Origin of the sequence: Kitasatospora sp. NPDC086009 (assembly GCF_044540385.1) — a bacterium.
Lineage (GTDB): Bacteria > Actinomycetota > Actinomycetes > Streptomycetales > Streptomycetaceae > Kitasatospora.
In genome coordinates this window covers 1-23,633 of sequence record NZ_JBITSA010000038.1, presented here as the reverse complement: position 1 = coordinate 23,633, position 23,633 = coordinate 1, and the positions used below count along the sequence as shown (strand labels likewise).

The 23,633-nt window shown below is 71.6% G+C and carries 24 protein-coding genes and 2 pseudogenes; 13 read left to right on the top strand and 13 right to left on the bottom strand.

Features of this window, described 5'->3' with window-relative positions; genetic code table 11:
• Positions 1 to 88: 88 nt before the first annotated feature.
• Together ACIF6L_RS38330 and ACIF6L_RS38325 are read right to left on the bottom strand one after the other, a co-directional pair.
• Positions 89 to 907, bottom strand: a pseudogene (locus ACIF6L_RS38330) (IS481 family transposase); the annotation flags it as partial.
• Positions 908 to 1,482: 575 nt separating this feature from the next.
• Positions 1,483 to 1,929: a helix-turn-helix domain-containing protein gene (locus tag ACIF6L_RS38325; protein ID WP_359808653.1), complete on the bottom strand. Its 447-nt coding sequence runs from the start codon at positions 1,927 to 1,929 to the stop codon at positions 1,483 to 1,485.
• Positions 1,930 to 2,024: 95 nt separating this feature from the next.
• Between ACIF6L_RS38325 and ACIF6L_RS38320 the strand changes: the two genes are divergently transcribed.
• Positions 2,025 to 3,332 (top strand): MFS transporter, encoded by a 1,308-nt coding sequence (locus ACIF6L_RS38320; RefSeq protein WP_396491873.1) that lies wholly within the window; start codon positions 2,025 to 2,027, stop codon positions 3,330 to 3,332.
• Between the two features lie 79 nt (positions 3,333 to 3,411).
• Here the strand turns inward: ACIF6L_RS38320 and ACIF6L_RS38315 are convergent, their stop codons facing one another.
• Entirely contained in the window at positions 3,412 to 3,624 is a 213-nt protein-coding gene (locus ACIF6L_RS38315) for a hypothetical protein (protein WP_396491874.1), read from the bottom strand.
• Positions 3,625 to 4,649: 1,025 nt separating this feature from the next.
• On the opposite strand from ACIF6L_RS38315, the gene ACIF6L_RS38310 reads away from it, so the two are divergent.
• A complete protein-coding gene (locus tag ACIF6L_RS38310) occupies positions 4,650 to 5,891 on the top strand; it encodes an NAD(P)/FAD-dependent oxidoreductase (RefSeq protein WP_396491875.1) in 1,242 nt (413 codons plus the stop codon).
• A 287-nt stretch (positions 5,892 to 6,178) separates the two neighbouring features.
• On the opposite strand, the gene ACIF6L_RS38305 is transcribed toward ACIF6L_RS38310, so the two are convergent.
• Positions 6,179 to 6,337 carry a hypothetical protein gene (locus ACIF6L_RS38305; RefSeq protein WP_396491876.1) on the bottom strand — a complete coding sequence of 53 codons (159 nt, stop codon included), beginning with the start codon at positions 6,335 to 6,337 and terminating at the stop codon, positions 6,179 to 6,181.
• Between the two features lie 134 nt (positions 6,338 to 6,471).
• On the opposite strand from ACIF6L_RS38305, the gene ACIF6L_RS38300 reads away from it, so the two are divergent.
• Both ACIF6L_RS38300 and ACIF6L_RS38295 read left to right on the top strand, forming a co-directional pair.
• On the top strand, positions 6,472 to 6,633 hold the full coding sequence (locus ACIF6L_RS38300) for a hypothetical protein (protein WP_359808705.1): 162 nt from the start codon (positions 6,472 to 6,474) through the stop codon (positions 6,631 to 6,633).
• 19 nt (positions 6,634 to 6,652) lie between these two features.
• On the top strand, positions 6,653 to 7,237 hold the full coding sequence (locus ACIF6L_RS38295; protein ID WP_396491877.1) for an SMI1/KNR4 family protein: 585 nt from the start codon (positions 6,653 to 6,655) through the stop codon (positions 7,235 to 7,237).
• A 68-nt stretch (positions 7,238 to 7,305) separates the two neighbouring features.
• Here the strand turns inward: ACIF6L_RS38295 and ACIF6L_RS38290 are convergent, their stop codons facing one another.
• The 4 genes from ACIF6L_RS38290 to ACIF6L_RS38275 all read right to left on the bottom strand — a co-directional run bounded on the left by ACIF6L_RS38290 (position 7,306) and on the right by ACIF6L_RS38275 (position 10,399).
• Complete coding sequence (locus ACIF6L_RS38290) at positions 7,306 to 7,917, bottom strand: hypothetical protein (protein ID WP_396491878.1); 612 nt, start codon at positions 7,915 to 7,917, stop codon at positions 7,306 to 7,308.
• Positions 7,918 to 8,283: 366 nt separating this feature from the next.
• Positions 8,284 to 9,453, bottom strand: coding sequence for an IS630 family transposase (locus ACIF6L_RS38285; protein WP_396491879.1), 1,170 nt, complete (start codon positions 9,451 to 9,453; stop codon positions 8,284 to 8,286).
• A gap of 101 nt (positions 9,454 to 9,554) precedes the next feature.
• Positions 9,555 to 9,983: a MarR family winged helix-turn-helix transcriptional regulator gene (locus ACIF6L_RS38280; protein WP_396491880.1), complete on the bottom strand. Its 429-nt coding sequence runs from the start codon at positions 9,981 to 9,983 to the stop codon at positions 9,555 to 9,557.
• Entirely contained in the window at positions 9,983 to 10,399 is a 417-nt protein-coding gene (locus tag ACIF6L_RS38275) for a polyketide cyclase (protein ID WP_396491881.1), read from the bottom strand. Before ACIF6L_RS38275 ends, ACIF6L_RS38280 begins: the two co-directional genes overlap by 1 nt.
• 226 nt (positions 10,400 to 10,625) lie before the next feature.
• Here ACIF6L_RS38275 and ACIF6L_RS38270 point away from each other — a divergent pair, with 226 nt between their 5' ends.
• Positions 10,626 to 11,216 carry a hypothetical protein gene (locus ACIF6L_RS38270; RefSeq protein WP_359808698.1) on the top strand — a complete coding sequence of 197 codons (591 nt, stop codon included), beginning with the start codon at positions 10,626 to 10,628 and terminating at the stop codon, positions 11,214 to 11,216.
• A gap of 211 nt (positions 11,217 to 11,427) precedes the next feature.
• Here the strand turns inward: ACIF6L_RS38270 and ACIF6L_RS38265 are convergent, their stop codons facing one another.
• The 3 genes and pseudogenes from ACIF6L_RS38265 to ACIF6L_RS38255 all read right to left on the bottom strand — a co-directional run bounded on the left by ACIF6L_RS38265 (position 11,428) and on the right by ACIF6L_RS38255 (position 12,728).
• A complete protein-coding gene (locus ACIF6L_RS38265; protein WP_396492666.1) occupies positions 11,428 to 12,120 on the bottom strand; it encodes an amidase family protein in 693 nt (230 codons plus the stop codon).
• 109 nt (positions 12,121 to 12,229) lie between these two features.
• A pseudogene (locus tag ACIF6L_RS38260) lies at positions 12,230 to 12,280 on the bottom strand (hypothetical protein); the annotation flags it as partial.
• Positions 12,281 to 12,287: 7 nt separating this feature from the next.
• A complete protein-coding gene (locus ACIF6L_RS38255) occupies positions 12,288 to 12,728 on the bottom strand; it encodes an amidase family protein (RefSeq protein WP_396491883.1) in 441 nt (146 codons plus the stop codon).
• 576 nt (positions 12,729 to 13,304) lie between these two features.
• On the opposite strand from ACIF6L_RS38255, the gene ACIF6L_RS38250 reads away from it, so the two are divergent.
• A complete protein-coding gene (locus ACIF6L_RS38250) occupies positions 13,305 to 14,051 on the top strand; it encodes a phosphotransferase family protein (protein ID WP_396491884.1) in 747 nt (248 codons plus the stop codon).
• A 282-nt stretch (positions 14,052 to 14,333) separates the two neighbouring features.
• Here ACIF6L_RS38250 and ACIF6L_RS38245 read toward each other — a convergent pair whose 3' ends face one another.
• Positions 14,334 to 15,323 (bottom strand): magnesium and cobalt transport protein CorA, encoded by a 990-nt coding sequence (locus ACIF6L_RS38245; RefSeq protein WP_396491885.1) that lies wholly within the window; start codon positions 15,321 to 15,323, stop codon positions 14,334 to 14,336.
• An 82-nt stretch (positions 15,324 to 15,405) separates the two neighbouring features.
• Here ACIF6L_RS38245 and ACIF6L_RS38240 point away from each other — a divergent pair, with 82 nt between their 5' ends.
• From ACIF6L_RS38240 to ACIF6L_RS38210, 7 genes are all read left to right on the top strand, one after another.
• A complete protein-coding gene (locus tag ACIF6L_RS38240) occupies positions 15,406 to 15,915 on the top strand; it encodes a hypothetical protein (RefSeq protein WP_396491886.1) in 510 nt (169 codons plus the stop codon).
• 271 nt (positions 15,916 to 16,186) lie between these two features.
• The gene (locus ACIF6L_RS38235) at positions 16,187 to 16,453 is read left to right on the top strand and encodes a hypothetical protein (protein WP_396491887.1); all 267 of its coding nucleotides are present in this window, start codon (positions 16,187 to 16,189) and stop codon (positions 16,451 to 16,453) included.
• 174 nt (positions 16,454 to 16,627) lie between these two features.
• Positions 16,628 to 18,211: an FMN-binding glutamate synthase family protein gene (locus ACIF6L_RS38230; protein WP_396491888.1), complete on the top strand. Its 1,584-nt coding sequence runs from the start codon at positions 16,628 to 16,630 to the stop codon at positions 18,209 to 18,211.
• Between the two features lie 58 nt (positions 18,212 to 18,269).
• Complete coding sequence (locus tag ACIF6L_RS38225) at positions 18,270 to 20,003, top strand: thiamine pyrophosphate-dependent enzyme (RefSeq protein WP_396491889.1); 1,734 nt, start codon at positions 18,270 to 18,272, stop codon at positions 20,001 to 20,003.
• Between the two features lie 191 nt (positions 20,004 to 20,194).
• Positions 20,195 to 20,539 carry a PRC-barrel domain-containing protein gene (locus ACIF6L_RS38220; protein WP_396491893.1) on the top strand — a complete coding sequence of 115 codons (345 nt, stop codon included), beginning with the start codon at positions 20,195 to 20,197 and terminating at the stop codon, positions 20,537 to 20,539.
• A gap of 373 nt (positions 20,540 to 20,912) precedes the next feature.
• A complete protein-coding gene (locus tag ACIF6L_RS38215) occupies positions 20,913 to 21,650 on the top strand; it encodes a hypothetical protein (protein WP_396491890.1) in 738 nt (245 codons plus the stop codon).
• 377 nt (positions 21,651 to 22,027) lie between these two features.
• Entirely contained in the window at positions 22,028 to 22,522 is a 495-nt protein-coding gene (locus ACIF6L_RS38210) for a hypothetical protein (RefSeq protein WP_396491891.1), read from the top strand.
• Here ACIF6L_RS38210 and ACIF6L_RS38205 read toward each other — a convergent pair.
• Entirely contained in the window at positions 22,488 to 23,270 is a 783-nt protein-coding gene (locus ACIF6L_RS38205) for an IS5 family transposase (protein WP_396491892.1), read from the bottom strand. The two genes, ACIF6L_RS38210 and ACIF6L_RS38205, sit on opposite strands and share 35 nt — an antisense overlap.
• Positions 23,271 to 23,633 lie beyond the last annotated feature (363 nt).

Sequence of the window (23,633 nt, the reverse complement as noted above, 5' to 3'; positions counted from 1 at the left end):
CTGCAGTACCGCCCCGAAGCCCTCGACGGCTTCATAGCCGGCACCGGCCTGACCCTCGACACCCCAACGTCACCCTGACAAGCCGAAGTCAGTAGCTGTTCTGTCCCGTGAGGTTGGGGATGCGGCTGGCGGGTGGCTTGCCTGCGAGTGCGGTGTGTCCGCGGTGGTGATTGTAGGTGTGGAGCCAGTCGGGGTAGGCGTCGCCGCGTTCCTGTTCGGTGCGGTAGGGCCGGGCGTAGGCCCATTCGTCGAGCAGGGTGCGGTTGAAGCGTTCGACCTTGCCGTTGGTCTGCGGCCGGTAGGGCCGGGTGCGTGTGTGCGTGATGCCCTCGGCGGCGAGGGCATCACGCCAGGCGTGTGACTTGTAGCAGGCGCCGTTGTCGGTCAGCACCCGCTGGACGGTGATCCCGGCGCGGGCGAAGAATTCGTTCGCCCGGGCCCAGAATGCGGCGGCGGTCTCCTTGCGTTCGTCGTGGAGGATCTCGCTGTAGGCGAGGCGGGAGTGGTCGTCGACGGCGTTGTGCAGGTAGCTGTATCCGGCCCCGGAGCGGGTCCTGCGGCCGGCCTGGCGGCCCAGGGACCTGTGGCCGCCGCCGTCGGGGATGTTGCCGAGCTTCTTGATGTCGACGTGGACCAGCTCGCCCGGTGCGGCGCGTTCGTAGCGCCGCACCGGGCGGGCGGTGGCGCGGTCGAGGTGCGCGAGTCGGGCGAGCCGGTAGCGGGTCAGGACCCGGTGCACGGTGGCCGGGTTGAGCCGCAGCAGGTAGGCGATGCGGGCCGGTCCCCAGCGGCGCAGGACGCGGACCTTGACGATCCGCCGTTCGGTGCGGGTCGGGGTCCGGCGGGGGCTGCAGTGCGGGCTGCAGTGCGGGCGGCTGGAGCGGTCGGTCATGCCGGCCTCACCGAGCGCAACCCCGCTGGTCCCTCACCACCGACCCCCGCGAGAAGACCCCCTGACCCACCTCGCCACTACCTGCCCCGACGAGCCCATCACCGTCGAACTCGCCCGCCGAACGCGGCGCCGCGGCGAACCGGGACGGCCCTGCCCAACCCACCCCCGGGGCAGCCTGGACTTGGCCCGCTGTCGCCGGTCAGGCCACAAGCCTGGCTCAACCAGCCGAAGCCCCAAAACGCGGCACCGCCTGGTGCCACGGCGCGGGCCCGCGCCGCGAAGCGCGAAATTGCGTCCGCCCTGGGCCGGCTGGACGCAGGGGAACTCGCGGGGCCGACACCGCCCTCGCCCCCACGGCACGCGGCTGTACGTGCGGGAGCGGCAGCTCACGCTGCCGTCTGGCCCGCCGCCGAAACCTATGGGGCCAGACCGCCGCCACCATCGAGGACTCGGGGCGGGTCGGTCCGAAGGAGGCTGCTCGTAGGCTCCGCGGGCCATCCGGTTCCGTCGGTCATGCGAGCGGTCCTGCCGCACCGCGCTGACAAGCCCGCCCCGGGTCGATGGCCTGCCGCCCTGGGCGCACCGTTCGGTCAGGACACTTTGTGGACGGTGGTGTCGTCGGGGTTCAGGCGGCGGCCGTCCGCCGATCGGACTTCGAGCGCGCGCAGGCCCTGTCCGTGCCGGCGGTCGACCAGCCGCGAGTGCGGCTCCTCCGGGGCGAAGAAGTTCTGTTCGCCCCATTGCCGCAGCGCCACGATGACGGGGAAGAGGGCGTTGCCCTTCGGGGTCAGGACGTACTCGCGGTAGGCGCTGCCGTCCGAGGCGGGCACGGTGTCGAGGATGCCGCCAGCGACGAGGGCCCGCAGGCGGGCGGTCAGGATGTTCTTCGCCACGCCGAGGCTGCGCTGGAACTCCCCGAAGCGACGGCTCCCGTCGAAGGCGTCCCGCACGATCAGGAGGGACCACCAGTCGCCGATCGCGTCCACCGATCGCGCGACGGGGCAGTCGCTGTCGTCGAAGCGCGTCCTTGCCACCATGCCGTCCTCCCATCATGTCGGTTGCAACATGATACCAACGTCGACTACGGTCCCGATCGGTAGCAAGTTGAAACCAGATGGGAAGAGGGTGTCGAATGCTCGTCGACTGTGAGGCCGGGACGCGGCAGGCCGCGGCCCGCGACGACGGGGGGCCCGCGCCCGCCCTGGCCCGTGGGGTGATCGTCCTGTTCGCCGTGGCCTGCGGGACGGCGGTGGCCAACGTCTACTTCGCCCAACCGCTCCTCGCGACCATCGGCCACGACCTCGCCATGAGTCCGGCACTGGTCGGCGGCGTCGTCACGCTCACCCAGGTCGGCTACGGGGCGGGCCTTCTCCTCCTCGTACCGCTGGGTGACGTCGTCGACCGCAGACGGCTCATCGTCGCCCAACTGCTCCTCCTCGTGGTGGCGCTGGCAGCGGTCGCACTCGCCCCCACCGCGACGCTCCTGCTCGCGGCGACGGCCGCGATGGGGCTTCTCGCCGTCGTCACCCAGACCCTCGTGGCCTTCGCGGCGTCCCTGGCCCCACCCGACCGCCGGGGAGGGATCGTCGGTCTCGTGACCAGCGGCGTGGTCATCGGGATCCTGCTCTCCCGCACCGCCGCCGGCCTCGTCGCCGACCTCGCCGGCTGGCGCTCCGTCTACCTCGCCTCGGCGGGGCTGACCGCCCTGCTCGCGCTGGTCCTGCACCTGGTGCTGCCGCGCCGCAGCACCCTCCCGCCAACCTCCCTGCGGTACGGACAGCTGCTGCGTTCCACAGTCACCCTGTTCGCGCGGGAACGCGTCCTGCGGGTCCGGGCCCTGCTCGGCCTGCTGATCTTCGCCGCCTTCAGCACCCTGTGGAGCAGCGTCGCACTGCCGCTCAGCGACCCGCCGTTCTCCCTCTCCCACACCTCGATCGGGGCGCTCGGACTGGTCGGAGCCGTGGGCGCGCTCGCGGCGACCGCGGCGGGCCGGCTGAACGACCGCGGACTCGCCCGACGGACCACCGGCATCGCCCTGGCGCTACTCGCCACCTCCTGGCTGCCGTTGGCCTTCACCCGAAGCTCACTCTGGGCCCTGGTGGTCGGTGTCGTCCTCCTCGACCTCGCGGTGCAGGCGGTCCACGTCACCAACCAGACCCTGATCCACGCGCTGCGCCCGGACGCGGGCAGCCGGTTGATCGGCGGGTACATGGTCTTCTACTCGATCGGCAGCGCCACCGGGGCGATCGCCGCGACCTCCCTCTACGCGGTCGCCGGCTGGGGTGCCGTCTGCACGCTGGGCGCCACGTTCAGCTGCCTCGCGTTCGCGCTCTGGGCGCTCACCCGCTCCGACACCCCGGCACCCGGCACGCCCGGGGACGGTGCGCCGGGGGTTCGCGGCGGCCTCGCCGGCCGGGATCCTGCCGCCGAGCGGCGGTGACGACGAGTCCGGCGCCGGCCCGGAAGCGGACGGCGGGCCGGACCACGTGATGCGCGCCGCCGTCCGCCCCGCCGGGCGATCAGCGCCGGCCGAGCGCCTCGGCCAGGCGACTCACCCCGTCCGCGCCGTGACCCACCGCGACGGTCCGACGGACGCACCCCTCGGCGGCGCGCATCACGCCGGAGTCGATGCCGTGGGCCTCCGCCGTGCGCACGACGTGGGCCGTCGTGGAGACCCCCAACGTGAGCCGGTTGATCGCACCCGAGTAGGTGCCGCCCTCGTGGGCCCACACGCTCCTGCTACGGGACGGCACCGCAGTCCACGCACGCCAGCAGATCCATCGCCCCTTGGTGCTCGCGTTCCCCCTCTGTCCGACGCTCCGCCCGCCGCCGCACGTACACAGCGCGGTCCCCCGGGCTGTCGAGCGCGTCGGTCAGGGGGCGCAGGCCCTCGCGGCCGTGGCGCCACCACACCCCACCGAGCGAGCCGTGGTGGACCTTCACCGTCACCCGATCGGCAGTGGTGAAGCGGACGCGGCTGGAGGTTTGCGGCAAGGCTGACGGCGACGCCCCAGCGCCGTCCCGCCCACGACACACGTCGCCTCACGGCCGCGGCGCACACCCGCACCCGCACCCGCACCCGACCGAGGAGACCGTCGTGATCGTCCGTTCCTTCCAAGACCTCGACGACACCGACCGTCACGTGCGCTCAGCGCCGGGGACCTGGCACGCAAGCGCGCGAACACCCCTCACATCCACCAGGACAGCACCACGATGACAACCACTCCGATAGCCGAACGACCCACCCTCACGACCCGCCCCAGCACTTGGCAGAAGCCCGGACGCTCGTGGACCACTTGAGCCGATCAGCCCGCGCGGCGCGAGGTCGCCGAACGCCTGCCGCACCGCCTTGTCGAAGCCGCACCCGGGTGCGGCAACCGCTGGAGCTGGTCAGCGGTGGCGACCGTGGGGACGCCGAGCGCGCCGAGAACGTCGGCCCGCAGCGCGGTGGTCGAACCATTCGGGCTGGCGGCGCCGCGCCGGTACGCGGTCCGTCCCGGTCGGGACGGCTCGACGAGCAGCTCCGGGAACCTGGGCGGCCCCGCGGCGGATGCGGGTTCGAGTCTCGACCGAAGAACGCGTACTTCCGGAGCGGCCGTGACCCGCCGCTCGGGGTCGCTGGGCCGTGCTGGCTCAGCCAGGCGGTCGGCGAACTGGAGCGACCCGGCCCAGCGCGCTGATCCCGGCCCGGCGGGCCGTCAGGATCTAGGGTCGGTGCCGGACCCCTGACAGCAGGTCACCCGAGAGGCGGCGCGAGATGCCGGCAGAGCCCACCCGAGAACACGACGTCCTGGTGATCGGCGCGGGGGTGTCCGGCCTCGCCTGCGCCCTCGACCTGTGCGGGGCCGGCCTCGACGTGCTCCTGGTGGAGCAGGCCGAGGCGGTCGGGGGGCGGGTGCGCACCGACCGGCGCGCCGGCTTCCTGCTGGACCACGGCTTCCAGGTGTTCAACACCTCCTACCCGCAGGTGAAGCGGCGGCTGCGACTGGCGGACCTGCGGCTGCGCCCGTTCACCCCGGGTGTGCTGGTGCAGACCCCGCGCGGCCGGCTCAGGTTCACCGATCCCACCCGGCGCCCTCGGGACGCCGCGGACCTGCTGCCCGGCCGGCTCGGGTCCGCCCGGGACATCGCCGCGCTCGGCCTGCTCGGCGCCCGGGACGCCCTGCTGCCGCCCGCCCTGCTCCGCCGGGGCCGGGACACCTCCACCCGGTCGGCGCTCGCCGCGTCGGGGATCTCGCCCGCGTTGGTGGAGGACTTCCTCCGGCCGTTCCTGTCCGGCGTCTTCCTGGAGGAGGAGCTGGAGACCTCCGCGCGCTACTTCCACCTGGTCTGGCGCAGCATGCTGCGCGGCACCCTCTGCCTGCCGGACGCCGGCATCGGTGCGGTGCCCGCGCAGCTCGCGGCGGGCCTGCCGGCCGGGGTGCTGCGGCTCGGCACGCCGGTGCGGGAGCTGACGGCGGCCGGGGCGGCGCTCGCCGACGGGACCGAACTCCCGGCCCGGGCCGTGGTGGTGGCCACCGGCCCGGGCGCGGCCGCGGCGCTGCTGCCGGGGCTGGCGGTGCCGGCCACCCGTACGGTGACCACGCTGTACCACGCGGCGCCGGTGCCCCCGCTGGCCGAGCCGACCCTGCTGGTGGACTCCGCGCGGCGGGTACTGAACACGGTGGTGCTCAGCGAGGTCGCGCCGGGGTACGCGATGGACGGCCGGGCACTGGTCTCCAGCTCGGTGCTGGGGGCGGCGGACCACCGGGAGGCCGAGGTGCGGTCCACGCTGGCCGGGCTGTACGGGGCGGACACCTCCGGCTGGGAGCACCTCGCCTCGTACACCGTGAGGGAGGCGCTGCCGGCGATGCCGGCGCCGTGGCCACTGATCCGCCCGAGCCGGTTCGGCGCGGGGCGCTACGTGTGCGGGGACCACCGGGCGACCGGCTCGCTGCAGGGGGCGATGGCCTCCGGGACGAGGGCGGCGCGTGAGGTCCTCCAGGACCTGGGCCGCTGAGACTGTCGACCCGTGTGACAGACGGCCAGGCGGTCACCATCCGATACGCCCTCACGTCAGCAGAGGCACGGCACACCGCCAAGCGTCCGCCTCCTTGCCGGGCCCCTGACCCATGACGAGCAGCGTCGTGGGGTCGAACCCCTCGTCGGGCTCGCGGACCTCGATCCGCGGCCCGCGCCGCCAGGTGCTCGGCCGCAGCGGCCGGCAGGCCGAGCGAGGCCAGCACGGTTGGCCTGGCCTGCCCCCACGCCGGTCCGGAGGCATCGGCCCGGGGAAGCTGATGCCCATCATGCTGGCGCAACCGGTGCCAGCGTTGGCGACTGAAGGAACGCCACCACCGCGGAGAAGACACCGACCGGCGTGCCCGGGTCCTCGACGAACTCCTCGACAGCCGGGGACAGCGAGCCGGTCGCGTTCTCGTCCGGAACGTCGATGAAGTCGCTCACAGGACACCGAAGCGACGCAGGACCGCAGACGCCGAGGTGCCCGGGAACAGTGCTGGCCCGGGCGGCCGCGTGACCTGAGCACCGGCGTCGAACGGGACATCGTCCAGGCCATCAAGAAGGGCAAGCACGTCTCCGTGTCGGTGGAACCCACCTACCGCAACGCCAACACCGGTGTGGTGGAGTCACTTGAGTACAATTACTTCATCCTGGAGGACAAGGTCTTCAAGCACTGCGTGATCACCCAGACCCCGACCGGGGGCAGCACCACGGGTACGAGCAACTGCCCCAAGACGTAGGGCGACAGGGAGTCGACAGATGGACGCGCACCTCACCCGGCTGTTCGCGCTCCTCGGCCCGGCCTCAGGGCCGGGAGCGGCAGCCGAGGACTGGCAGCGCATGGAGGCCGAGCTGGGCGTGACCCTGCCGGCCGACCTCAAGGCCCGCACCGAGCGCTACGCGCCGGTGCGGCTGAACGGCTCCGTCCATCTGTCGAACCCCTCCACCGAGGCCAACGGACTCGGCCCGTACATCTGCGAGACCGTCGAGGCCTACCGGGACTGCGAGTTCACCGAGGAGAACTTCCCCGGCTTCGCCGAACAGCCCGCCTTCGGCGGCCCCTACGGCCTGATCCCGGTCTCCGGCACGCCGCACGGCGAGCACGTCTTCCTTCACCGGGGCCCGGGCGACGGCGATTGGTCGGTGGTGGTCTACGCGGGCGCCGACGAGGAGTTCCACCGCTACCCGATGAGCTTCGCCGAATGGCTCCGCCGCTACCTCGACGGCGAATCCGTGGCTGGCCCGGGCAGCGCCCAGGTCGTCCCCGGCCCGGTCCGGATCGAGGACCTCCCGACCCGCCCCGGCGCCGCCGCCTCCACCGAGCGCCTCGGCCCGCCGCGCTGACGCGCCTCGATGACCTGGACCAAGGACCTCGTCAAGACCAGTCGCCGATCACGACCCCGATACGTTCCCTAGTCTCGGCCGTCCGGCTTCAACGGCTTGCCCTCCAGGGACGTGGTCGTGAGCGAGACGCGGAGCTCGGTGGTGACGTCGGTGGTGCTGGCCACCGCGCAGATCATCTCCAGCAGCAGGAAGCCCACGCGGTGCTTTCCGTGCACCATGCGGCCGGTGCCGGCGATGCCGCCAACCCCATCGAGCAACCAGTCGTAGATGCCCTGCGCGTCGCCGTCTTGCCACCCTTCGAATGCCGCCGCCTCGATGCCCAGAGCCAGCCTCTCGGCCAGGTACTCGGGGTCGTAGACGCTCTCGAAGTGGATCGTCAGACGCTCGAACTCGTGTTCCGCGCGGAACGCCCAGAGCGCCCACAGCCCGTCGACACCGTTCGCCCGGGGCGTGGCCTTGAGCAGCCAGTCGTATCGCTCCATGAAGGGCGCGTGGAGATCCAGCCATCGGTCGCGTTCGCGCGGCAGAACCATCCACGGGCCCGGGACCTCTTCGAAGGCCGGCCAGGCCACCTCGGGGCAGTCCCAACGCCCGGTCCAGGCGCGGACCCTCTCCCGGTTGGCGATGAACTTCGCGCGTGCGCCATCCGCTTCCCGCCGCTTCCGCCTGCCCAGGACCATGGGCACCAGCCTTCCCAGATCGCTCCCGGCGCCTCACCTCTGTGCTCATGCGCGACTCAAGCCCGGCGGGTGGGCGCTCGACCAGCGTATCGGCACACGGTGTCGTTCGAAAGCCGTTGCCACGCAACGGCGTTGGGACATCTTTGCCGCTCCTCAGGTCTATACGATCAAGGACCGGGCACCGGTGGACACCATCGCGGGCGACCAGGTGTTGGCACCCGGGACCCCGATGGCCAACCGGGTCCGGTTCCGGCCTGATCGACTGGGCTGGCCTCCTGCACTGACGAACAGTCAACACGGCGTTGCGGTAACGGTGTCGTCCCCGGATTGCTAAGTGGTCAGCTCCGGAAGTCCTTCGGAGGTTGATCAAGCAATGAGGAGGAACGAGGATACTGCCGGGTGATCGGTGGTGTGCCGGTCGAGCCTGGCCAGCAGATCGTCCAGATCGGAGGTGGTGAATCTCCACTGGAACGGCTGTGCCGTGGCGTTGTAGCGGTCTTCGAAGGCTCGGAGCCGATCCCCGACCTGGGCAAGGTCGGTGAAGTCGTTGGGTGAGACGACCTTGCGCTGGACGACAGAGAAGTAGATCTCCACCTGGTTCAACCAGGAGGCGTGGACCGGAGTGTGGACCATGACCGCGTTCGGGAACGCCGCCGTCAGCCCGTCGGCGGCCTTCTTGCCGCGGTGGGAGGAGCCGTTGTCGACGATCCAGAACACGCGTTTGGCGCTGGCGTAGGGTTCCTGGCTCATGACCTCGGTGACCAGGTTCATGAACGGGTCGATGCCGGTGCGTGGTTCGGTGCGGCCGATCACCCGGGCCTGGTGGACGTCGTAGGCGGCCAGGTAGGCCAGGGCGCCGCCGCGGCCGTAGGCGTGGTTCACCCGCATCGCCCTCGCCTGCCCCGGCGCGAGGGTGGGGTGGCAGCGGCAGCGGGCCTGAACGGAGGTCTTCTCGTCCGCGCTGATCACGTACTCGTCCGCGCCGAGTGGGAAGCCTTGCCAGGTGCGCGCGTACAGGTCCAGCACGCGCTGGGCCTTGGCGCGGAAGTCGGGATCGGTGATGAAGATCCAGGAGCGGTGCTGCCACGGTTTGAGCGCGTCCTCGGCCAGCCAGCGGCGCACGGTGGAGGCGGAGATGGTCCCGGTGATGCCCCGTTCCACGGCCGCCCGGGCCAGTTCCGGGCACGACCAGCGTGCCAGTGGCACTCCACTCTCGGCGGGTAACTGGCAGGCCAGTGCCTTGACCTCGGCGGTCTGCACGGGGGTGAACAACGGCGGTCGACCGGACCGCTTGCGGTCGGCCAGGGCGGGCAGTCCACCGCTGGCGAAGCGGCCCCGCCAGGTACGCACCGTGTCCAGGTGCAGGCCGGTGTCCCGGGCGATCCGGGCGTTGGAGTGCCCGCGGGCCGCCGCGAGCACCACCTCGGCCCGGCAGCGGGGTTGATAGGGGGGGGTCTTGTGGCCGTAGGCCATCTTCTTCAGCCGATGGCGCTCGCAGGCACGCAGCGAAACCGGTACGGCGGAGCGGACGGTCACGAAGGAGTCGCCGTTCCTCGGCGTTGGGGCGGACCGGGCGGTGTCACGCGGACGCCGTCGGCTGGCGGGTTCGGGGGCCGACGGTGTCCGCGTTGGGGGCCTCAGGATTCGGGGTTGGCCAGGCGACTGAGCAGGGTTACGGCGTCGTTGCGCGCCACCGGCTGGAAGAAACGTGCGTCGACGTTCTCGACGGCGGCGATCGCGCGCGGAGCCAGCTCGGCCCCGGCGCTGGTGACACGCAGCCGTTTGGCGCGGGTGTCGGCGGGGTCGACCTCGCGCTCGATCAGACCCTTGGCCTCCAAGACGCGCAGGACCTGGGAGGTCATCTTGACGTCGGTGCCGGCCTGGCGGGCCAGGGCCAGCTGGTTGGGGTGTTCGCCGTGCGTGTTCAGCCACCAGGCGCAGGCAAGCAGAACGAACTGGACGTGGGTGAGGTCCAGGGGGCCGAGGGCGGCGGCGATATCGCGCTGCCAGCGCAGCGTGGCATGCCAGAGCAGGAATCCGGGGCTGTCGCCGGGGCTGAGGGCCATCAGTCCTGTGCCAGCTTGACCAAGGCGGCCATCGTCTCGGGCCAGTCCGCGGTGACGGCCGGACCGATCTGCGGGCCGAGCTGGTCGGCGCCGGTGCCGGTGATCTCCATCCGGTACGTCACTCGAGTGCGGCCTCGCTCGCCCTGGTCGAGCCGGTGAATGGTGCGCAGGAGCAGTCCGTCGAACCGGGCCTCGTCCACAAACAGTTCGTTGACTGTCGCCTCGGCGACGATCAGGTGCACCGGGTCCTGGCCGGCCGGCGTCATCACGATCTCAGTGCCCGCCGCGAACGGGCCGCTGATCCGGATGCTCGCGATGTCGGCGTTCCAGGTCCCCCAGTTCTCGACGTCGGCCCACAAGCGCCAGATCGCCTCGGTCGCGGCGTCGGTCTCAATGCTGTGCTCGTATGTCCACATCAGTGGCCTCCCGGTCAGGACGATTCTCTTCGAGAAGATTATCTGTGCGGCGACTATCTGTCTACATGTCCCTCAGCGCCCCTCCTTCGGTCCGAGGGCAGCCCTCACGCAGCACCGCTTCCACGTCAACCCCCGAAGGACTTCCAGAGCCGACCACTAAGGTCCCACGCACGGGGGAATCATTCGCCGACGCGGGGGCGTCGGCGTCGACGAAGGGGGGCCCTTCATGCCCAAGACCGCCAAGAGCGAGCAGGAAGCGAACGAGCTGCTCACCGCGTACTGTCTGGAGATCGACTTCAGCAAGCAGTGGATCGCCGCCGAGAAGTGGGCGACCAGCATCCGGATCGCGATGAATCCCGCCGAGGGGATCGAAAGCGCCAAGAGCACCATCGACTCGGACAAGCGGGACGTGCAGGACGCCGCGGCGCGCACGCAGCGCCAGACAGCGCTCACGCCACACCTGGGCGCGCTTCGAGCCGCGATCCAGGCCGACAACACCGTCAGCCTCGACACCGAGGGGAAGTTGCTCGCGGCCTGCACGGCGCAGTATGTGGGCGGGGGCGGTGTCGACCTCGGCTATCCGACGGGGCTCACGGCCAGCCAGTACGCCGTCCAGCAAGGCCGGTGGAACCACCTGGCCACCCTGGGGGCCGGGGCCCCGTTCATCGGGGGCTTCCACGCCCTGCCGCCGCAGGACAAGGCCGCGGCGGGCAAGGCCAACGTGGGGGCCACGCTGGCGACCCGGAAGTGGCAGGGCAACCTTTTCGTCACCATCGGCGGTGTGACGTTCAACCTGCACCTGGACGTCAAGATGTAGCTGGTGCCTGCTGGACATGACCGTCCCCGTACGTCCCGGCCGGTGCGCCCGCCGGGCACGTCTGCTGGTTTCCCGAATTCCGTCGGTGAAGTCATCTAGCGGCGCGTCAGCGGCGAGTCTCGGCTGCTTGCGGGCGGCCGGGACGGTCATTCTCCGGCGACACGGGATGTGACCGAGCGGTTCACTTGGCGACTTGAGCGGCGACCGGTCGTCACCTGTGCGGCCTGCTGGGGCGGTAGCTGGCCGTCCGCCGGCGACCCCAGGCGGGCGACCGCCTGTCGGGCGGTCTCGCGCTGGTCCACGCGGGGCGCCGGCATGCGGGGTTCGGCCAGGTCGCGGCCGGTGAGCGATCGGTGCCGTGGAACCCCCCGACCGTTGTGACCTCGTCGTACTCGTGCGCGCCAGCTGCGGCAAGCAGGCCTCGTCGCTTGTACGCGACGGTCAGGAAGGGACCGCCGATCACTGCGAAGGGGTCGTCGGAGCCGTCGCGGTCGGGGGGAAAGCCGGGCTCATGCCGAGGACCCTGGGCACGTACCGGCGGGCGGCTACTCCCGCGGCAGCGTGGGCAGGTACCGGGGGCCGTGCGGACCCGCGCCCCCTGCTCGAAAACGGGCTCGGGGCGTCGGGCTGGAAGTCGACCGGCGTGGCCGGGAGCGTGGTGGGCTTGACGATCGCCGGCGTGCCCCGCGCGCCAGACGCCGATCCGCTTGCCCCGCAGCGCCTCCCGGTCCAGCACCGTGCGGTAGTCGGCCGGGAGCGTGCCCTCGGCGGGTGCGGTGTCCGGGTCCGCGGGATCCGCCCCCTGGATCGCCCACAGGGTCAGCGCGGCGTCGGTGACGTTGCGGGCGATGGGCCCGGCGGTGTCCTGCCGGCTGGTGATCGGCACGATGCCGCTGCGGCTCACCAGCCCCAGCGTGGGACGCACGCCCACCGTCGACGTGGTGGCCGCCCGCCGGGTCCACGATCGAGCCGCCCGTGTCGGTGCCGATCGTCACCGCCGCCAGACTCGCTGCGGCGGCCGCCGCCGACCCGCTGGACGAGCCGCTCGCACTGCGGCCGAGCACGTACGGATTATGGGTCTGGCCGCCCACCGCGCTCCAGCCCGACGGCCATCGGGGAGCGGAAGTTGGCCCACTCCGTCATGTTCGCCTTGCCCAGGACGACGGCCCCGGCCTCGCGCAGCCGCCGGACCAGCTCCGCGTCCTTGGCGGGCTTCGCCGCGGACAGCGCCGTCGACCCGGCCGTGGTCGGCTGCCGGACCGCCCCGAGGCGCGGGTTCAGGTGGCGGATCCGGTCGAGGTAGAGCCCGGTCAGCTGTTCGGCGGTCAGCCGGTGGCGCTCCATCGCCTGCTGCAGGTCGAGGATCGTCATCTGGTCCAGGTCCGTGGCCCGGACGGCGGCCGGTCGCCCGACGGGTTCGGCCCCGGCCCGGGCGACGGTGGGGGCGATCAGGCCGATCGAGGTGGCGGCCACCGCGGCGCCTCGTGCCACGGCCCTGACGGACGGTCCCATGGTGCGTTCCTCCCAGTACCGTGGCGCGCGTGCGCGGCGACCGGCGGCGTACCGCCGCCGGAGCCGCGCGGCTACGCACCGCACAGTTCTCTTCTCCCGAGAACACTAGGAACCGGCCCGCAGCGCTGACATCCGGTCACCACCCGGCCTTCGGCAGGGGGCGTCTCCCGCCGGGCCGCCGGGGAATACCCCACCGGCCCCGGCCGGGTGCGGGCGTTCCGGGGACTCAGCGGGCGGTGCCGGGCGCGGTGACCACCTTTCGCGCGATGACCGCCGGGGTGGTCGGCCCCGCCTGCGAACGCTGAGGCCCACCGGCTTGCGCGCGGGCTGGCGTGACGGGTCGTTCAGTTGTCCGCGACCTGATCGGGCCCGGGCTGCCGGCGCGGGGACCGACCTGTCGCCTCCTCCCCCGCCGGAGCAGTGCTCAGGACTTGTGGACCATCCGGTTCGAGAACGGCGGCCTGGCCGAGCGCGAGGGGCAGGACGCTTGACCGACGGTAGAAGCCACCAGCCGGGCTGTGGCTGGGACGCGAAAACCCGGTGAACGTCGCCGGCCGTCCCGGGATACTGGCCGCCATGGATGAGGTCGAGGTCGTGGTCGCGCATTCCGAGCGAGTGACTCTGCGTGTCGGCGATGTGTTCCTGAAGGTGGACGCCGACCAGGCGCGCATCGACGCCGAGGTCGAGGCGATGGCCCTGGCGCCGGTTCCGACTCCGGAGGTCCTGTGGTGCAAGCCGCCCGTGCTCGCGATCACCGCGCTCCCGGGGACGACTCTCGGGCGCCTCGGCGGACCGTCGACCGGGTCGCCGGCGGCGTGGGCCGCAGCGGGCGCCGCGATCCGGCAGCTGCACGACGCGCCGCTGCCACCACGGCCGGGCCGGGCCGGGCGGAGCATCGTCGCACTGACGGCGGAACTCGACCGCGAGTGCGAGTTGCTGGTGACCAACGGCCTCCTGCCCGCCGACCTGGTCATCCGTAACCGCCACGTCGCAGAGGCCGCACTCCGGCCGTGGGCTCCGGCGTTCACGCACGGCGACCTGCAGATCGCCCACGTCTTCGTCGACGGCGACCGGGTCACGGGCATCATCGACTGGTCCGAGGCAGGCCGGGGTGATGCCCTGTACGACCTCGCCACCTTCACGCTCGGACACGAGGAGCGCCTCGACGACGTCATCGCCGGCTACGGCACCGACGTCGACCTGGAGGTGATCCGGGCCTGGTCGTCGTTGCGAAGCCTGCTGGCGGTTCGCTGGCTCGTCGAGCACGGTTTCGACCCGTTCGCCCCGGGCTGTGAGGTCGACGTGCTGAGATCCCGGATGTGAGACTTCGCGGGCCGCCCCGTCGCAACGACTCGCGCTCGCACGTCATCCCGTCCACGGGTCTTGGCCAGTGCTCGCCCGCCAGGAGGGGTGACGCCATCGGTGTCGCCGGGGGTCAGCAGGCGCATGCCGCAGCGGCAGGCGCCGGCTCGGTGCTCCGGCCGCTGCTGGTGGAGCAGGCGTCCCCGGTCGGGGTCGCGCTCGTGCCGAGCTCGTTGGCGTCGGCCTTGACGACGCGGTCAGTGGCCCTGATGCCGTGTCGTGGCCGAGGGAGACCCGCACGGGTCAGAGCCATCCGTTGCGGCGGAAGGCGCGGTAGAGGAGACCGGAGGCCAGCGCCATGAGGGCGAGGGCGAGTGGATAGCCGTAACTCCAGCGAAGTTCGGGCATGTGCTCGAAGTTCATCCCGTAGACACCGGCGACCATGGTAGGGATCGCGAAGATCGCCGCCCAGGCCGAGATCCGGCGCATGTCGTCGTTCTGCCAGGTACCCACCCGCGCCTGCTGCGCGTTCAGGACCGAGTTCAGCAGCTCGTCCAACGACTGGACCTCGGTGTCGGTGCGATTGAGGTGGTCCGCCACGTCACGGAAGTACGGGAGCACCTTGGGCGGAAAGCCCTTCTCCTCCTGGCCCGGCCCGCTCAAAAGCCCCTCCAGGACGGGGACGAGGGGCTGCACCGCGTCACGGAACTCCCGCACCTCCCGCTTGAGGGAGTAGATCTGCTCGGTGTGGTCGACGCGGGAGGTGGAGAACACGCAGTCCTCCAGCTTGGTGAGCGCGGCCCGCACCTTGTCCGCGGCGTCGCTGTAGGCGTCCACGACCACGTCGAGGACGGCGTGCAGCACGGACAACGGCCCTATGCGCAGCATGCCCGGGTCGGCTTCCAGCCTGCGGGCGGCTCCAACGGTCGGGTCGGCCGCACCGTGCCGCACGGTGAGTACGTACCGGGGGCCGACAAAGACCATCAGCTCCCCGGTCTCCACCGCCGCATCCGCATCGACGTACCAGAGCGTCTTGAGCGCGACGGCCAGCACGCCGCCGAAACGCTCCGTCTTGGGGCGCTGCCGCGCCTGGACCGCATCCTCGACCGCCAAGGGGTGCAGGCCCAGCTCCTCAGCCAGCTGCATCAGCTCGGCCTCGGTCGGATCCACCAGACGTACCCAGGCGAACTCGCCTTCACCCAGGCCGCGTAGCCGCTTCAGCATGAGCTGGCAGGCTTGGTCCTCCAGGCCGCACTCCACGCCCTCCGACCGGCCCGAGCGTTCCTCGTACATCACACATTCCATCCCACCCACCTGCCTCCACACGCCGATTTCATGCGCCACCGCCCTTGGGGAGACTCTTCCGCGGACGCTGGTGCACGTCTCGCTCGGTTCGTCCACTGCCTCCACCCTCATTCGGTTCTCGGACCTGACCGGCAAGCACGTCGAGAACGACGGCGACCTGGTGCGCGTCGTGGTGCGCCAGCACCCCGACCTGGAGGGCGGGCCGGTCGAAATCGAGGCGCTGGCGGAAGAGCTGGCCACGGTGGAAGAGCTGGCGCTCGACCTGGTGACGATCGAGCTGCACTTCCCGGACGCCGACGAGCCGGAGACGGTGGTCCTGGAGGCCGAAGCGTTCAACCGGCTTGCCTCGGCCGCTCCGATGGCCGATGTGCTGCGCGGCGCCAAGCGGGTAACCCGGACCGTCCCGAGCCAGGCCGCGATGCCGGCGGGCGCCAGGGAGCGGGTCACTACGCCAGCCTGGAGCACGCCGGCAGGCCGCACAAGGGCCGCACCACCGACGCCGAGAAGCAGCTCGTCCAGCAGCACCTGGACGAGATCAACGCGCGGCTGGCCGCCGAGGGCACCCGGACGATCGACCTGAGCAACGCCGAACACGTGGCGCCATACAACCTTGAGGCGCTGGCCCACGAGCGCGGCACCACGCTCGGCTGACAGTGAGCAATCCGCCAAGGCCGGCCCGGCGCGGCGCCACCGGTTCGTCCGAGGGTCCCGGGTCGGCATCCGGTCCTGGTCGACGCCGTGGTGACCGGGCTCGGGTCGATGGTCGGCGCGAGATCCTTCGCGGCGCTCGCGCCCACCGCCTCGGCGGCCGGGTCCGGACTGCTGGTCGGGCCGGCCCGGCGGCCGTGGGGGTGGCGCAACGCCGCGTCGTCGGCGCGGCCGGGCAGCGTGTTCCGTCCGCGGGCGCGAGCGTCTTCGGATGGGTCGCTGCCGTCCGCAATGAGGTCCGACGCGGCCACCTGCCGGACCGGCTGGCCGCCCCCAAGTGGTACCTCCCGAGCGCCGCCGCCCTCGGCCTCACCGAGCCCCAGCTCGGCCTCCGCATCGAGGGCGCCGGCTTCGCCGGCCTGCTGCGCCAGGCCGTCCTCGACCACTACCGTCACACGGCCAGCCGGTAGCGCGTCGTCCGGTGGCGGGACGGCCGTGCCCGAGCCGGAGACGCCCCGGACCGGCGGTTCTGCGTCTGCGGGGCTGGTCGGGCCTACCGTGGGGCCTGCCGTGACCTGCGGCATCGGCGCCTTGCCCCGGCAAGGGCGGGGCTTGATTTCCGTGATCCCGGGCAGACGGCGGTCGTGCTGAGAATTCTGTCCGTGGTCCTGATGATGTGCGTCGCCATCCTCGCCGTCCTCGCCGCCGGCCTCTGGTCGCCGTGGTGGTGGGCGGCGGCCGGCCCCTTGCTGGCCGTCGCGCTGCTGGGCGTCTGGGACCTGGTCCAACGCCGCCATTCGGTGCTGCGCAACTACCCGGTCCTGGGCCACCTGCGGTTCCTCATGGAAAGCATCCGTCCCGAACTCCAGCAGTACTTCGTGGAGCGCAACTTCGACGGGCGGCCCTTCGACCGGGACACCCGCTCCATCGTGTACGAGCGGGCCAAGGGCACCGACGCCGAGGAGCCGTTCGGCACCGAGCTCGACCTCTACGCGGCGGGCCGGGAGTTCCTGGTCCCGTCGATGGCCCCGTGTCCCGTCCCCAAGGACGCGCCGCGGGTGCGGATCGGCGGCCCGGACTGCACCCAGCCCTACGACATGGCGCTGCTCAACGTCTCCGCGATGTCCTTCGGCTCGCTGTCGGCCAACGCCGTGCTCGCTCTCAACACCGGTGCCGCCCTCGGCGGATTCGCGCACGACACCGGTGAGGGCGGCCTCTCCGAGTACCACCTCCGCCCCGGCGGCGACCTGGTGTGGGAGATCGGCACGGGCTACTTCGGCTGCCGCACCGAGGACGGGGACTTCGACCCGGACCAGTTCGCCGAGAAGGCGGCGCACCCGCACGTCAAGTGCGTGTCGCTGAAGCTCAGCCAGGGGGCCAAGCCCGGTATCGGCGGTGTGCTGCCCGGCGCCAAGGTCAATGCGGAGATCGCCGAGGTCCGCGGCGTTCCACAGGGCCGGACCGTCAACTCGCCGCCCTACCACCGGGTCTTCAGCACTCCACGCGAGCTGGTGCGCTTCGTCGCGCGGATGCGCGAGCTGTCCGGTGGCAAGCCCACCGGCTTCAAGCTCTGCGTCGGCTCGCGCCGCCAGTTCCTCGCCGTCTGCAAGGCGATGCTGGAGGAAGGCACCACCCCGGACTTCATCATCGTGGACGGCGCGGAGGGCGGCACCGGCGCCGCACCACTGGAGTTCGCCGACAACATCGGCCTCCCGCTCACCGACGGCCTGATGATCGTCCAGAACGCCCTGGTGGGCACCGGCCTGCGCGAGCGGATCAGGATCGGCGCCAGCGGCAAGGTCGCCACCGGCAGCGATCTGGTGAGGCGGCTCGCGCTCGGCGCCGACTTCACCAACGCCGCCCGGGCGATGATGTTCGCCGTCGGCTGCATCCAGGCCCAGCGCTGCCACACCAACACCTGCCCGGTGGGCGTGGCCACCCAGGACCCGCGGCGTGCCCGGGCACTGGATGTCGGCGACAAGTCGCAGCGCGTGATGCGGTTCCAGGAGGCGACCGTCAAGAGCGCCCTTCAGATCATGGCCTCGATGGGCGTGACGGATCCGGCCGAGCTGGGCCCGCACATGCTGCAGCTGCGGGTGGACACCCACACCATGAGCTCCTACGCCGACATCCACTCCTGGCTGGCCCCCGGCGAACTGCTCCAGGACCCGCCCGCGGCCTGGGCCGCGGACTGGCACGCCGCCGATCCCGACTGCTTCACCGTCTGACCGCCCGCTCCCACCCTGCGCCCATCAGCCCGCTCCCACCCTCCGGAGGACCACCCCCATGGCACGCACCGTCGCCCGTGTGATCATCGACGCCCTGCAGGACCTCGGTGTCCGACACGTGTTCGGCGTCGTCGGCGACGCGCTGAACCCGCTGACCGACGCCATCCGCAGCACCGAGGGCGTGGAGTGGGTCGGCTGCCGCCACGAGGAGGCCGCCGCGTTCGCCGCCGGTGCCCAGTCGCAGCTGTCCGGCTCGCTGGGCGTCTGCATGGGCACTGTCGGGCCCGGCGCCGTGCACCTGCTGAACGGCCTGTACGACGCGGCGAAGAGCCGCACCCCGGTGCTGGCCATCGCCGGTCAGGTGCCCCTCACCGAGGTCGGCAACGACTACTTCCAGGAGGTCGACAACGACCTGCTCTTCCGCGACGTCGCGGTCTTCCGGGCCACGGTCACCTCGCCCGACCAGATGCCCCGGCTGCTGGAGTCCGCAGTGCGCGCCGCGATCAGCGACAGCGGCGTGGCCGTGCTGACCGTGCCCGACGACCTCGGCGACCAGGAGATCAGCGACGACCGTCCGGCCCGCTTCCCGCGCACCCGCCCGGTCACCCGCCCGGACGAGCCGGGCATCCTGGAGGCCGCCGAGCTGATCAACGCCGCCGACAAGGTCACCCTGCTGGTCGGCAGGGGTGCCCGACAGGCCCGTGAGGAGGTGCTGACCCTCGCCGAGCGGATCGCCGCTCCCATGGTCCTCACCCTGAAGGCCAAGGAGGGCTTCGAAGCGAACAACGACTACCAGGTCGGCCAGACCGGCCTGATCGGCAACCCCGCCGCCGCCCGGGCGCTGGACGGCTGCGACCTGCTGGTGATGCTCGGCACCGACTTCCCCTACCGGGACTGGTACCCGACCGACTGCAAGGTCGTCCAGATCGACGTCCAGGAGCGCAATCTCGGGCGCCGCATCCCACTCGACGCCGGTCTGGCCGGCGACGTCGGGGCGACCCTGCGCGCGCTCCTGCCCCACCTGAACGAGGGAGCGGAACGGGACCGCGAGCACCTGGAGTCCGCGCGCAAGGAGTTCACCCACTGGCAGGCCGGCCAGGCCAAGCTGGCCGACCCGTCCCACGACAAGCGCCTCACCGGCCGGCTGCGCCGGGCCCTCGACAACCCGGGCCACGACATCCGCCCCGAGGCCCTGGCCGCCGCGGTGAACGAACTGGCGGACCAGGACGCCGTCTTCACCTCCGACACCGGCATGGCGACGGTCTGGCTCTCCCGCTTCGTCACCATGCACGGCGAGCGGCGCCTGCTGGGCTCCTACAATCTCGGCTCGATGGCCAACGCCATGCCGCAGGCCCTCGGTGCCCAGCTCTGGGCGCCCGAGCGGCAGGTCATCGCGTTCTGCGGCGACGGCGGCCTGAGCATGCTGCTCGGCGATCTGATGACGATCAAGACGCACCGGCTGCCGGTCAAGCTGGTCGTCTTCGACAACCGGCGCCTCGGCATGGTCAAGCTCGAACAGGAACAGGCGGGCCTGGTCGAGTTCGGCACCGAGCTCGACAACCCCGACTTCGCCGCCGTGGCCAACGCCCTGGGCCTGACCGGCATCCGCGTCACCGACCCCGCTACCCTCCACGACAGCGTCCGGCGCGCCCTCAGCACCCCGGGCCCGGTCCTGCTCGACGTCCTCACCAACCCGCAGGAGCTGGCCGTTCCCGGCAAGCCCACCGCGCAACAGGGCTGGGGCTTCGCCATCGCCAAGCTCAAGGAGACCCTGCAGAGCAAGGAGAGCTGACGCCCCGGCACGGTGCCCCCGGAGCCGACCCGACAGAAACGCGACCCGGAGCACCCGCGCGCCACCGTGCAGCGGTGGCTGAATGCCCAAACAGGTGCAAAAAGGCCCCACTCCCCGTGCATGAACCCGCCGAACCGGGTCAGACGAAGACCAAGTCCGCTGCTACGAAAGGTGATTCCGTGGAGAACATCATGTGGGAATACCAGGAGAACTCCGGCTACCAGACCGGCACGGACCTGACCGGCTACAAGGTCGAGGCCACCGACGGCCACATCGGCAAGGTCGACAAGCACTCCGAGGACGTGGACGCCCGCTACATCGTGGTGGACACCGGCCCGTGGATCTTCGGCAAGCACGTGCTGCTCCCCGCCGGCACCGTCACCTCGATCGACACTGCCAACGAGACCATCCACGTCAGCCGCACCAAGGAAGAGATCAAGAACTCCCCCGAGTTCGACAAGGACAAGCACCCCGGCGACGCCGACTACCACCAGCAGGTCGGCAACTACTACAACGGCAACCGGTCGAACTACTGACCATTGCCACACCCCGCGAGGCGGCCCGCACAGGACGACTGTGCGGGCCGCCTCACGTGCTGCCGTGCTCGGCGGCCGGTCCTGACCTTGCCCGGGGACCACGCCCCCTGAGCAGCCCCGAGGAGCGGGCGCACCACAGAAGTCGGACCAGGACCGGTTGTCGCGAACAGCGCCGGCAGGGCACGGGTCCGGTGCCCGACCCGTCCCACGAGGGCGCTGCGCAACGGCGCGGGGCCTCTCGTCCGAAGTCGACGGGAGGCCGCCCCCGGCACGCGGCGACCACGCCGCACCGGTGGCCGGCCGGCGCCGGGAGTGGACCTCTCGCGGCGGGGAATGCGCTGGTGACAGCCGCGCCGCACACGGGAGGCGGTTCATGGACTCGGACAGGAAGACGCCCGACCACCGGGCGAGGGCGTTGCAGCGCTTGCCACGCCACGACCGCCGCGGCGAGGCCCGGCTGCCCGCGGTGCTCGCCACCCTGGTGGCCATGCTCCTCTACCTCGTCCTGCCGGAGCAACTGCTGTTCCTCCCTCGCTTCGTCCTGCCGGGCCTGGGAGTCCTGCTGTTGATCCCGCTGATCGCAGTCAACCCGCGCCGCATGACCCGGCAGAATCACTTCTCCCGGATCGCGTCGCTGACCCTGGTCGCCCTCATCGGCATCAGCAACCTCGTCTCGCTCGGCCTGCTGGTGCACGCCATGGTCACCGACAAGGCCCAGGAAGGCGGCCCCCTACTGCTCGCCGCGCTCCAGGTCTGGGCCACCGGCATCATCGTCTTCGGCCTGGCGTTCTGGGAACTCGACCGCGGCGGCCCGGTCGCGCGCACCCAGGCCGAGCGCTCCGAACTGCCGCTCGCGGACTTCCGCTTCTCCCAGGACGAGAACGACGACGCCGTCGAGGAGGTCGCCGACGGCTCCTCCCGCACCAGCGACTGGGTCCCCACCCTGATGGACTACCTGTACGTCTCGGTCACCAACTCCACCGCCTTCAGCCCCACCGACACCATGCCGCTCTCCACCCGGGCCAAGGCCCTGATGGCCATCGAGAGCATCGCCGCCCTCATCACCTCCCTACTCGTCATCGCCCACGCCGTCGGCGTCCTCGACAAGTAGCACGGCACACCGGTCCAGACTGGCGCGGGAGGGCGCGGCGTCTCGCCGCAGCACGGCGGCGTGCGTCCCAGGGGTCCAGTCGGCGCGCGCCTGGCGCGGGGATCCGCGCCGTCGCCCCGGCCGTCCAGCGAACGGCGCCCGGGCGCCGGCAGGCCACGACGACGCCGTCACGACAGGCCCGACAGTGCCCGGGCCAGGCCACGGGCATGGCCACCCCGACCCCCCGGTGTCTCACCACCCCATAGCGATCCCGTTACCTACTGAGAAGCCGTTGTCTTTCCGAGAGTGATTGGTGCGTTTCCGCTGGTCAGGCATAGGGTCGGTGCTTCGGCGGCAGAGACGGGGTGTCGTGTCGTCTCTTCGGTGGAGGTGCCGGGATGCCGTCGGTGATGGGGTTGCTGGAGGAGCGCGAACGCGTCGCTCGGCAGCGGGTGGAGGTCCTTCAGGTCGAGCTGCGGGAGGCGGAGGCTGCGTGGGAGCGGTTGGTGATCGCCCGTGAGACGGTGAGCGAGGTCTTGGCGGGACCACGCGCGGGCGAGGAGGCGTCGCCGGTCGTGGTGGCGGGCGAACGGCCGGTTCGGGTCGAGGCGGCGGTGCCGGGTTCGGTCGTGCCGCACTGGCGAGAAGGGCTCGCCCCGACGGTGCTGGCACCGGACTACCAGCGGATCACGGATGTCCTGGCCGGCGGGAACAGGGCGGGCGGGGAGGCGATGGACTGCCGGCAGCTGGCCGGGGCGCTCGGGCTGGAGCCGGTTCCCGCGAAGGTTGAGGGGTTGCGGTCGAAGGCGAAGCGTCTGGCCGCGCGGGGCTGGCTGGTCGAGGACCGCCCGGGGCTGTTCAGCGTGCCCGCCGGGCGAGGCGGCGGCTCATGACCATGCTCATCGACCAGCGGATCACCGCCTCCGAGGTATCGGTGCGCGTCTCGTAGTCGCGGGCCAAGCGGCGTGAGCGCATCAACCACGCGAACGTGCGCTCCACCAGCCACCTCTTGGGCAACACGGTGAACCCGGCCGCGTCGTCGTTGCGTTTGACCACCGTCAGCGCGATCCGCAGGACGTCGCGGGCAAGGTCGACCAGGCGCCCGGTGTAGCCGCCGTCGGCCCACACCAGCGTGATGTGCCAGTGCCGTTCGCGCAGCCGGGCCAGCAGCGTCCGTCCGGCCTCGCGGTCGGTGATCGAGGCCGCGGTGACCATCACCGTCAGCAGCAGCCCGAGGGTGTCGACGATGATGTGCCGCTTGCGGCCGTTGACGCTCTTCCCGCCGTCGAAGCCCCGGCTCTCGGCCGGCACCGACGCGGCCGCCTTCACCGATTGCGCGTCGATGATCCCCGCGGTCGGCTCCCGGTCGCGGCCCGCCGCCTCACGGACCCGGTCGCGCAGCCGGTCGTGGAACTCGGCGACCAGGCCCTTGTCGCGCCAGCGCCGGAAGAACGCGTAGACGCGGTCCCACGCGGGGAAGTCCCCGGGCATCGCCCGCCAGGTGATGCCGCCCGCGACCAGGTAGCGCACCGCGTCGACCATCTGTCGGTGGCAATAGCCCTCCTGCCTGCCTCCGCGGCCCTCCAGCCAGCCCGGGACGGGCATCGCGTCGCGCACGACCGCCCACTCCGCGTCGTTCATGTCGGACGGATACCTCGGTCGCCTGTGCGGTTGGTCGCCGGCGTTCCCGAACCGGTGCGCGAGACAATCACACTCCCGGGCAGCTGAGTTGGAGTCAGTCGACGCAAGGGCGTACAACAGCGACAACAGGGCCTCCTGGCGTGCTCAAGGTCTCGACAGCCCCGAGCTGCACCAGAGGCCCTGCCTTCATGCTCGGCAATCGGCAAGATCACCCGACCGTGCTGTCCAGTCGAACCCACGTCCACCAAGATCGATACGACAATGGCTTCTGAGGTTTTCAGGATGGAGTCGGTGGGGTGAGCGGCAGGCCGGTGCCGGCCAGGCATCCATCGATAAGGGCGGGTCGAAGTTGGATGTGTCGCA

What these genes read in the sequence shown, in the direction of transcription:
- ACIF6L_RS38325 (WP_359808653.1), bottom strand. Translation starts at nt 1,929, where the DNA reads ATGGTGGCAAGGACGCGCTTCGACGACAGCGACTGCCCCGTCGCGCGA.
- ACIF6L_RS38320 (WP_396491873.1), top strand. Translation starts at nt 2,025, where the DNA reads ATGCTCGTCGACTGTGAGGCCGGGACGCGGCAGGCCGCGGCCCGCGAC.
- ACIF6L_RS38310 (WP_396491875.1), top strand. Translation starts at nt 4,650, where the DNA reads ATGCCGGCAGAGCCCACCCGAGAACACGACGTCCTGGTGATCGGCGCG.
- ACIF6L_RS38295 (WP_396491877.1), top strand. Translation starts at nt 6,653, where the DNA reads ATGGACGCGCACCTCACCCGGCTGTTCGCGCTCCTCGGCCCGGCCTCA.
- ACIF6L_RS38290 (WP_396491878.1), bottom strand. Translation starts at nt 7,917, where the DNA reads ATGGTCCTGGGCAGGCGGAAGCGGCGGGAAGCGGATGGCGCACGCGCG.
- ACIF6L_RS38280 (WP_396491880.1), bottom strand. Translation starts at nt 9,983, where the DNA reads ATGGCCCTCAGCCCCGGCGACAGCCCCGGATTCCTGCTCTGGCATGCC.
- ACIF6L_RS38275 (WP_396491881.1), bottom strand. Translation starts at nt 10,399, where the DNA reads ATGTGGACATACGAGCACAGCATTGAGACCGACGCCGCGACCGAGGCG.
- ACIF6L_RS38270 (WP_359808698.1), top strand. Translation starts at nt 10,626, where the DNA reads ATGCCCAAGACCGCCAAGAGCGAGCAGGAAGCGAACGAGCTGCTCACC.
- ACIF6L_RS38255 (WP_396491883.1), bottom strand. Translation starts at nt 12,728, where the DNA reads ATGGGACCGTCCGTCAGGGCCGTGGCACGAGGCGCCGCGGTGGCCGCC.
- ACIF6L_RS38250 (WP_396491884.1), top strand. Translation starts at nt 13,305, where the DNA reads ATGGATGAGGTCGAGGTCGTGGTCGCGCATTCCGAGCGAGTGACTCTG.
- ACIF6L_RS38245 (WP_396491885.1), bottom strand. Translation starts at nt 15,323, where the DNA reads ATGTACGAGGAACGCTCGGGCCGGTCGGAGGGCGTGGAGTGCGGCCTG.
- ACIF6L_RS38225 (WP_396491889.1), top strand. Translation starts at nt 18,270, where the DNA reads ATGGCACGCACCGTCGCCCGTGTGATCATCGACGCCCTGCAGGACCTC.
- ACIF6L_RS38220 (WP_396491893.1), top strand. Translation starts at nt 20,195, where the DNA reads ATGTGGGAATACCAGGAGAACTCCGGCTACCAGACCGGCACGGACCTG.
- ACIF6L_RS38215 (WP_396491890.1), top strand. Translation starts at nt 20,913, where the DNA reads ATGGACTCGGACAGGAAGACGCCCGACCACCGGGCGAGGGCGTTGCAG.
- ACIF6L_RS38210 (WP_396491891.1), top strand. Translation starts at nt 22,028, where the DNA reads ATGCCGTCGGTGATGGGGTTGCTGGAGGAGCGCGAACGCGTCGCTCGG.
- ACIF6L_RS38205 (WP_396491892.1), bottom strand. Translation starts at nt 23,270, where the DNA reads ATGAACGACGCGGAGTGGGCGGTCGTGCGCGACGCGATGCCCGTCCCG.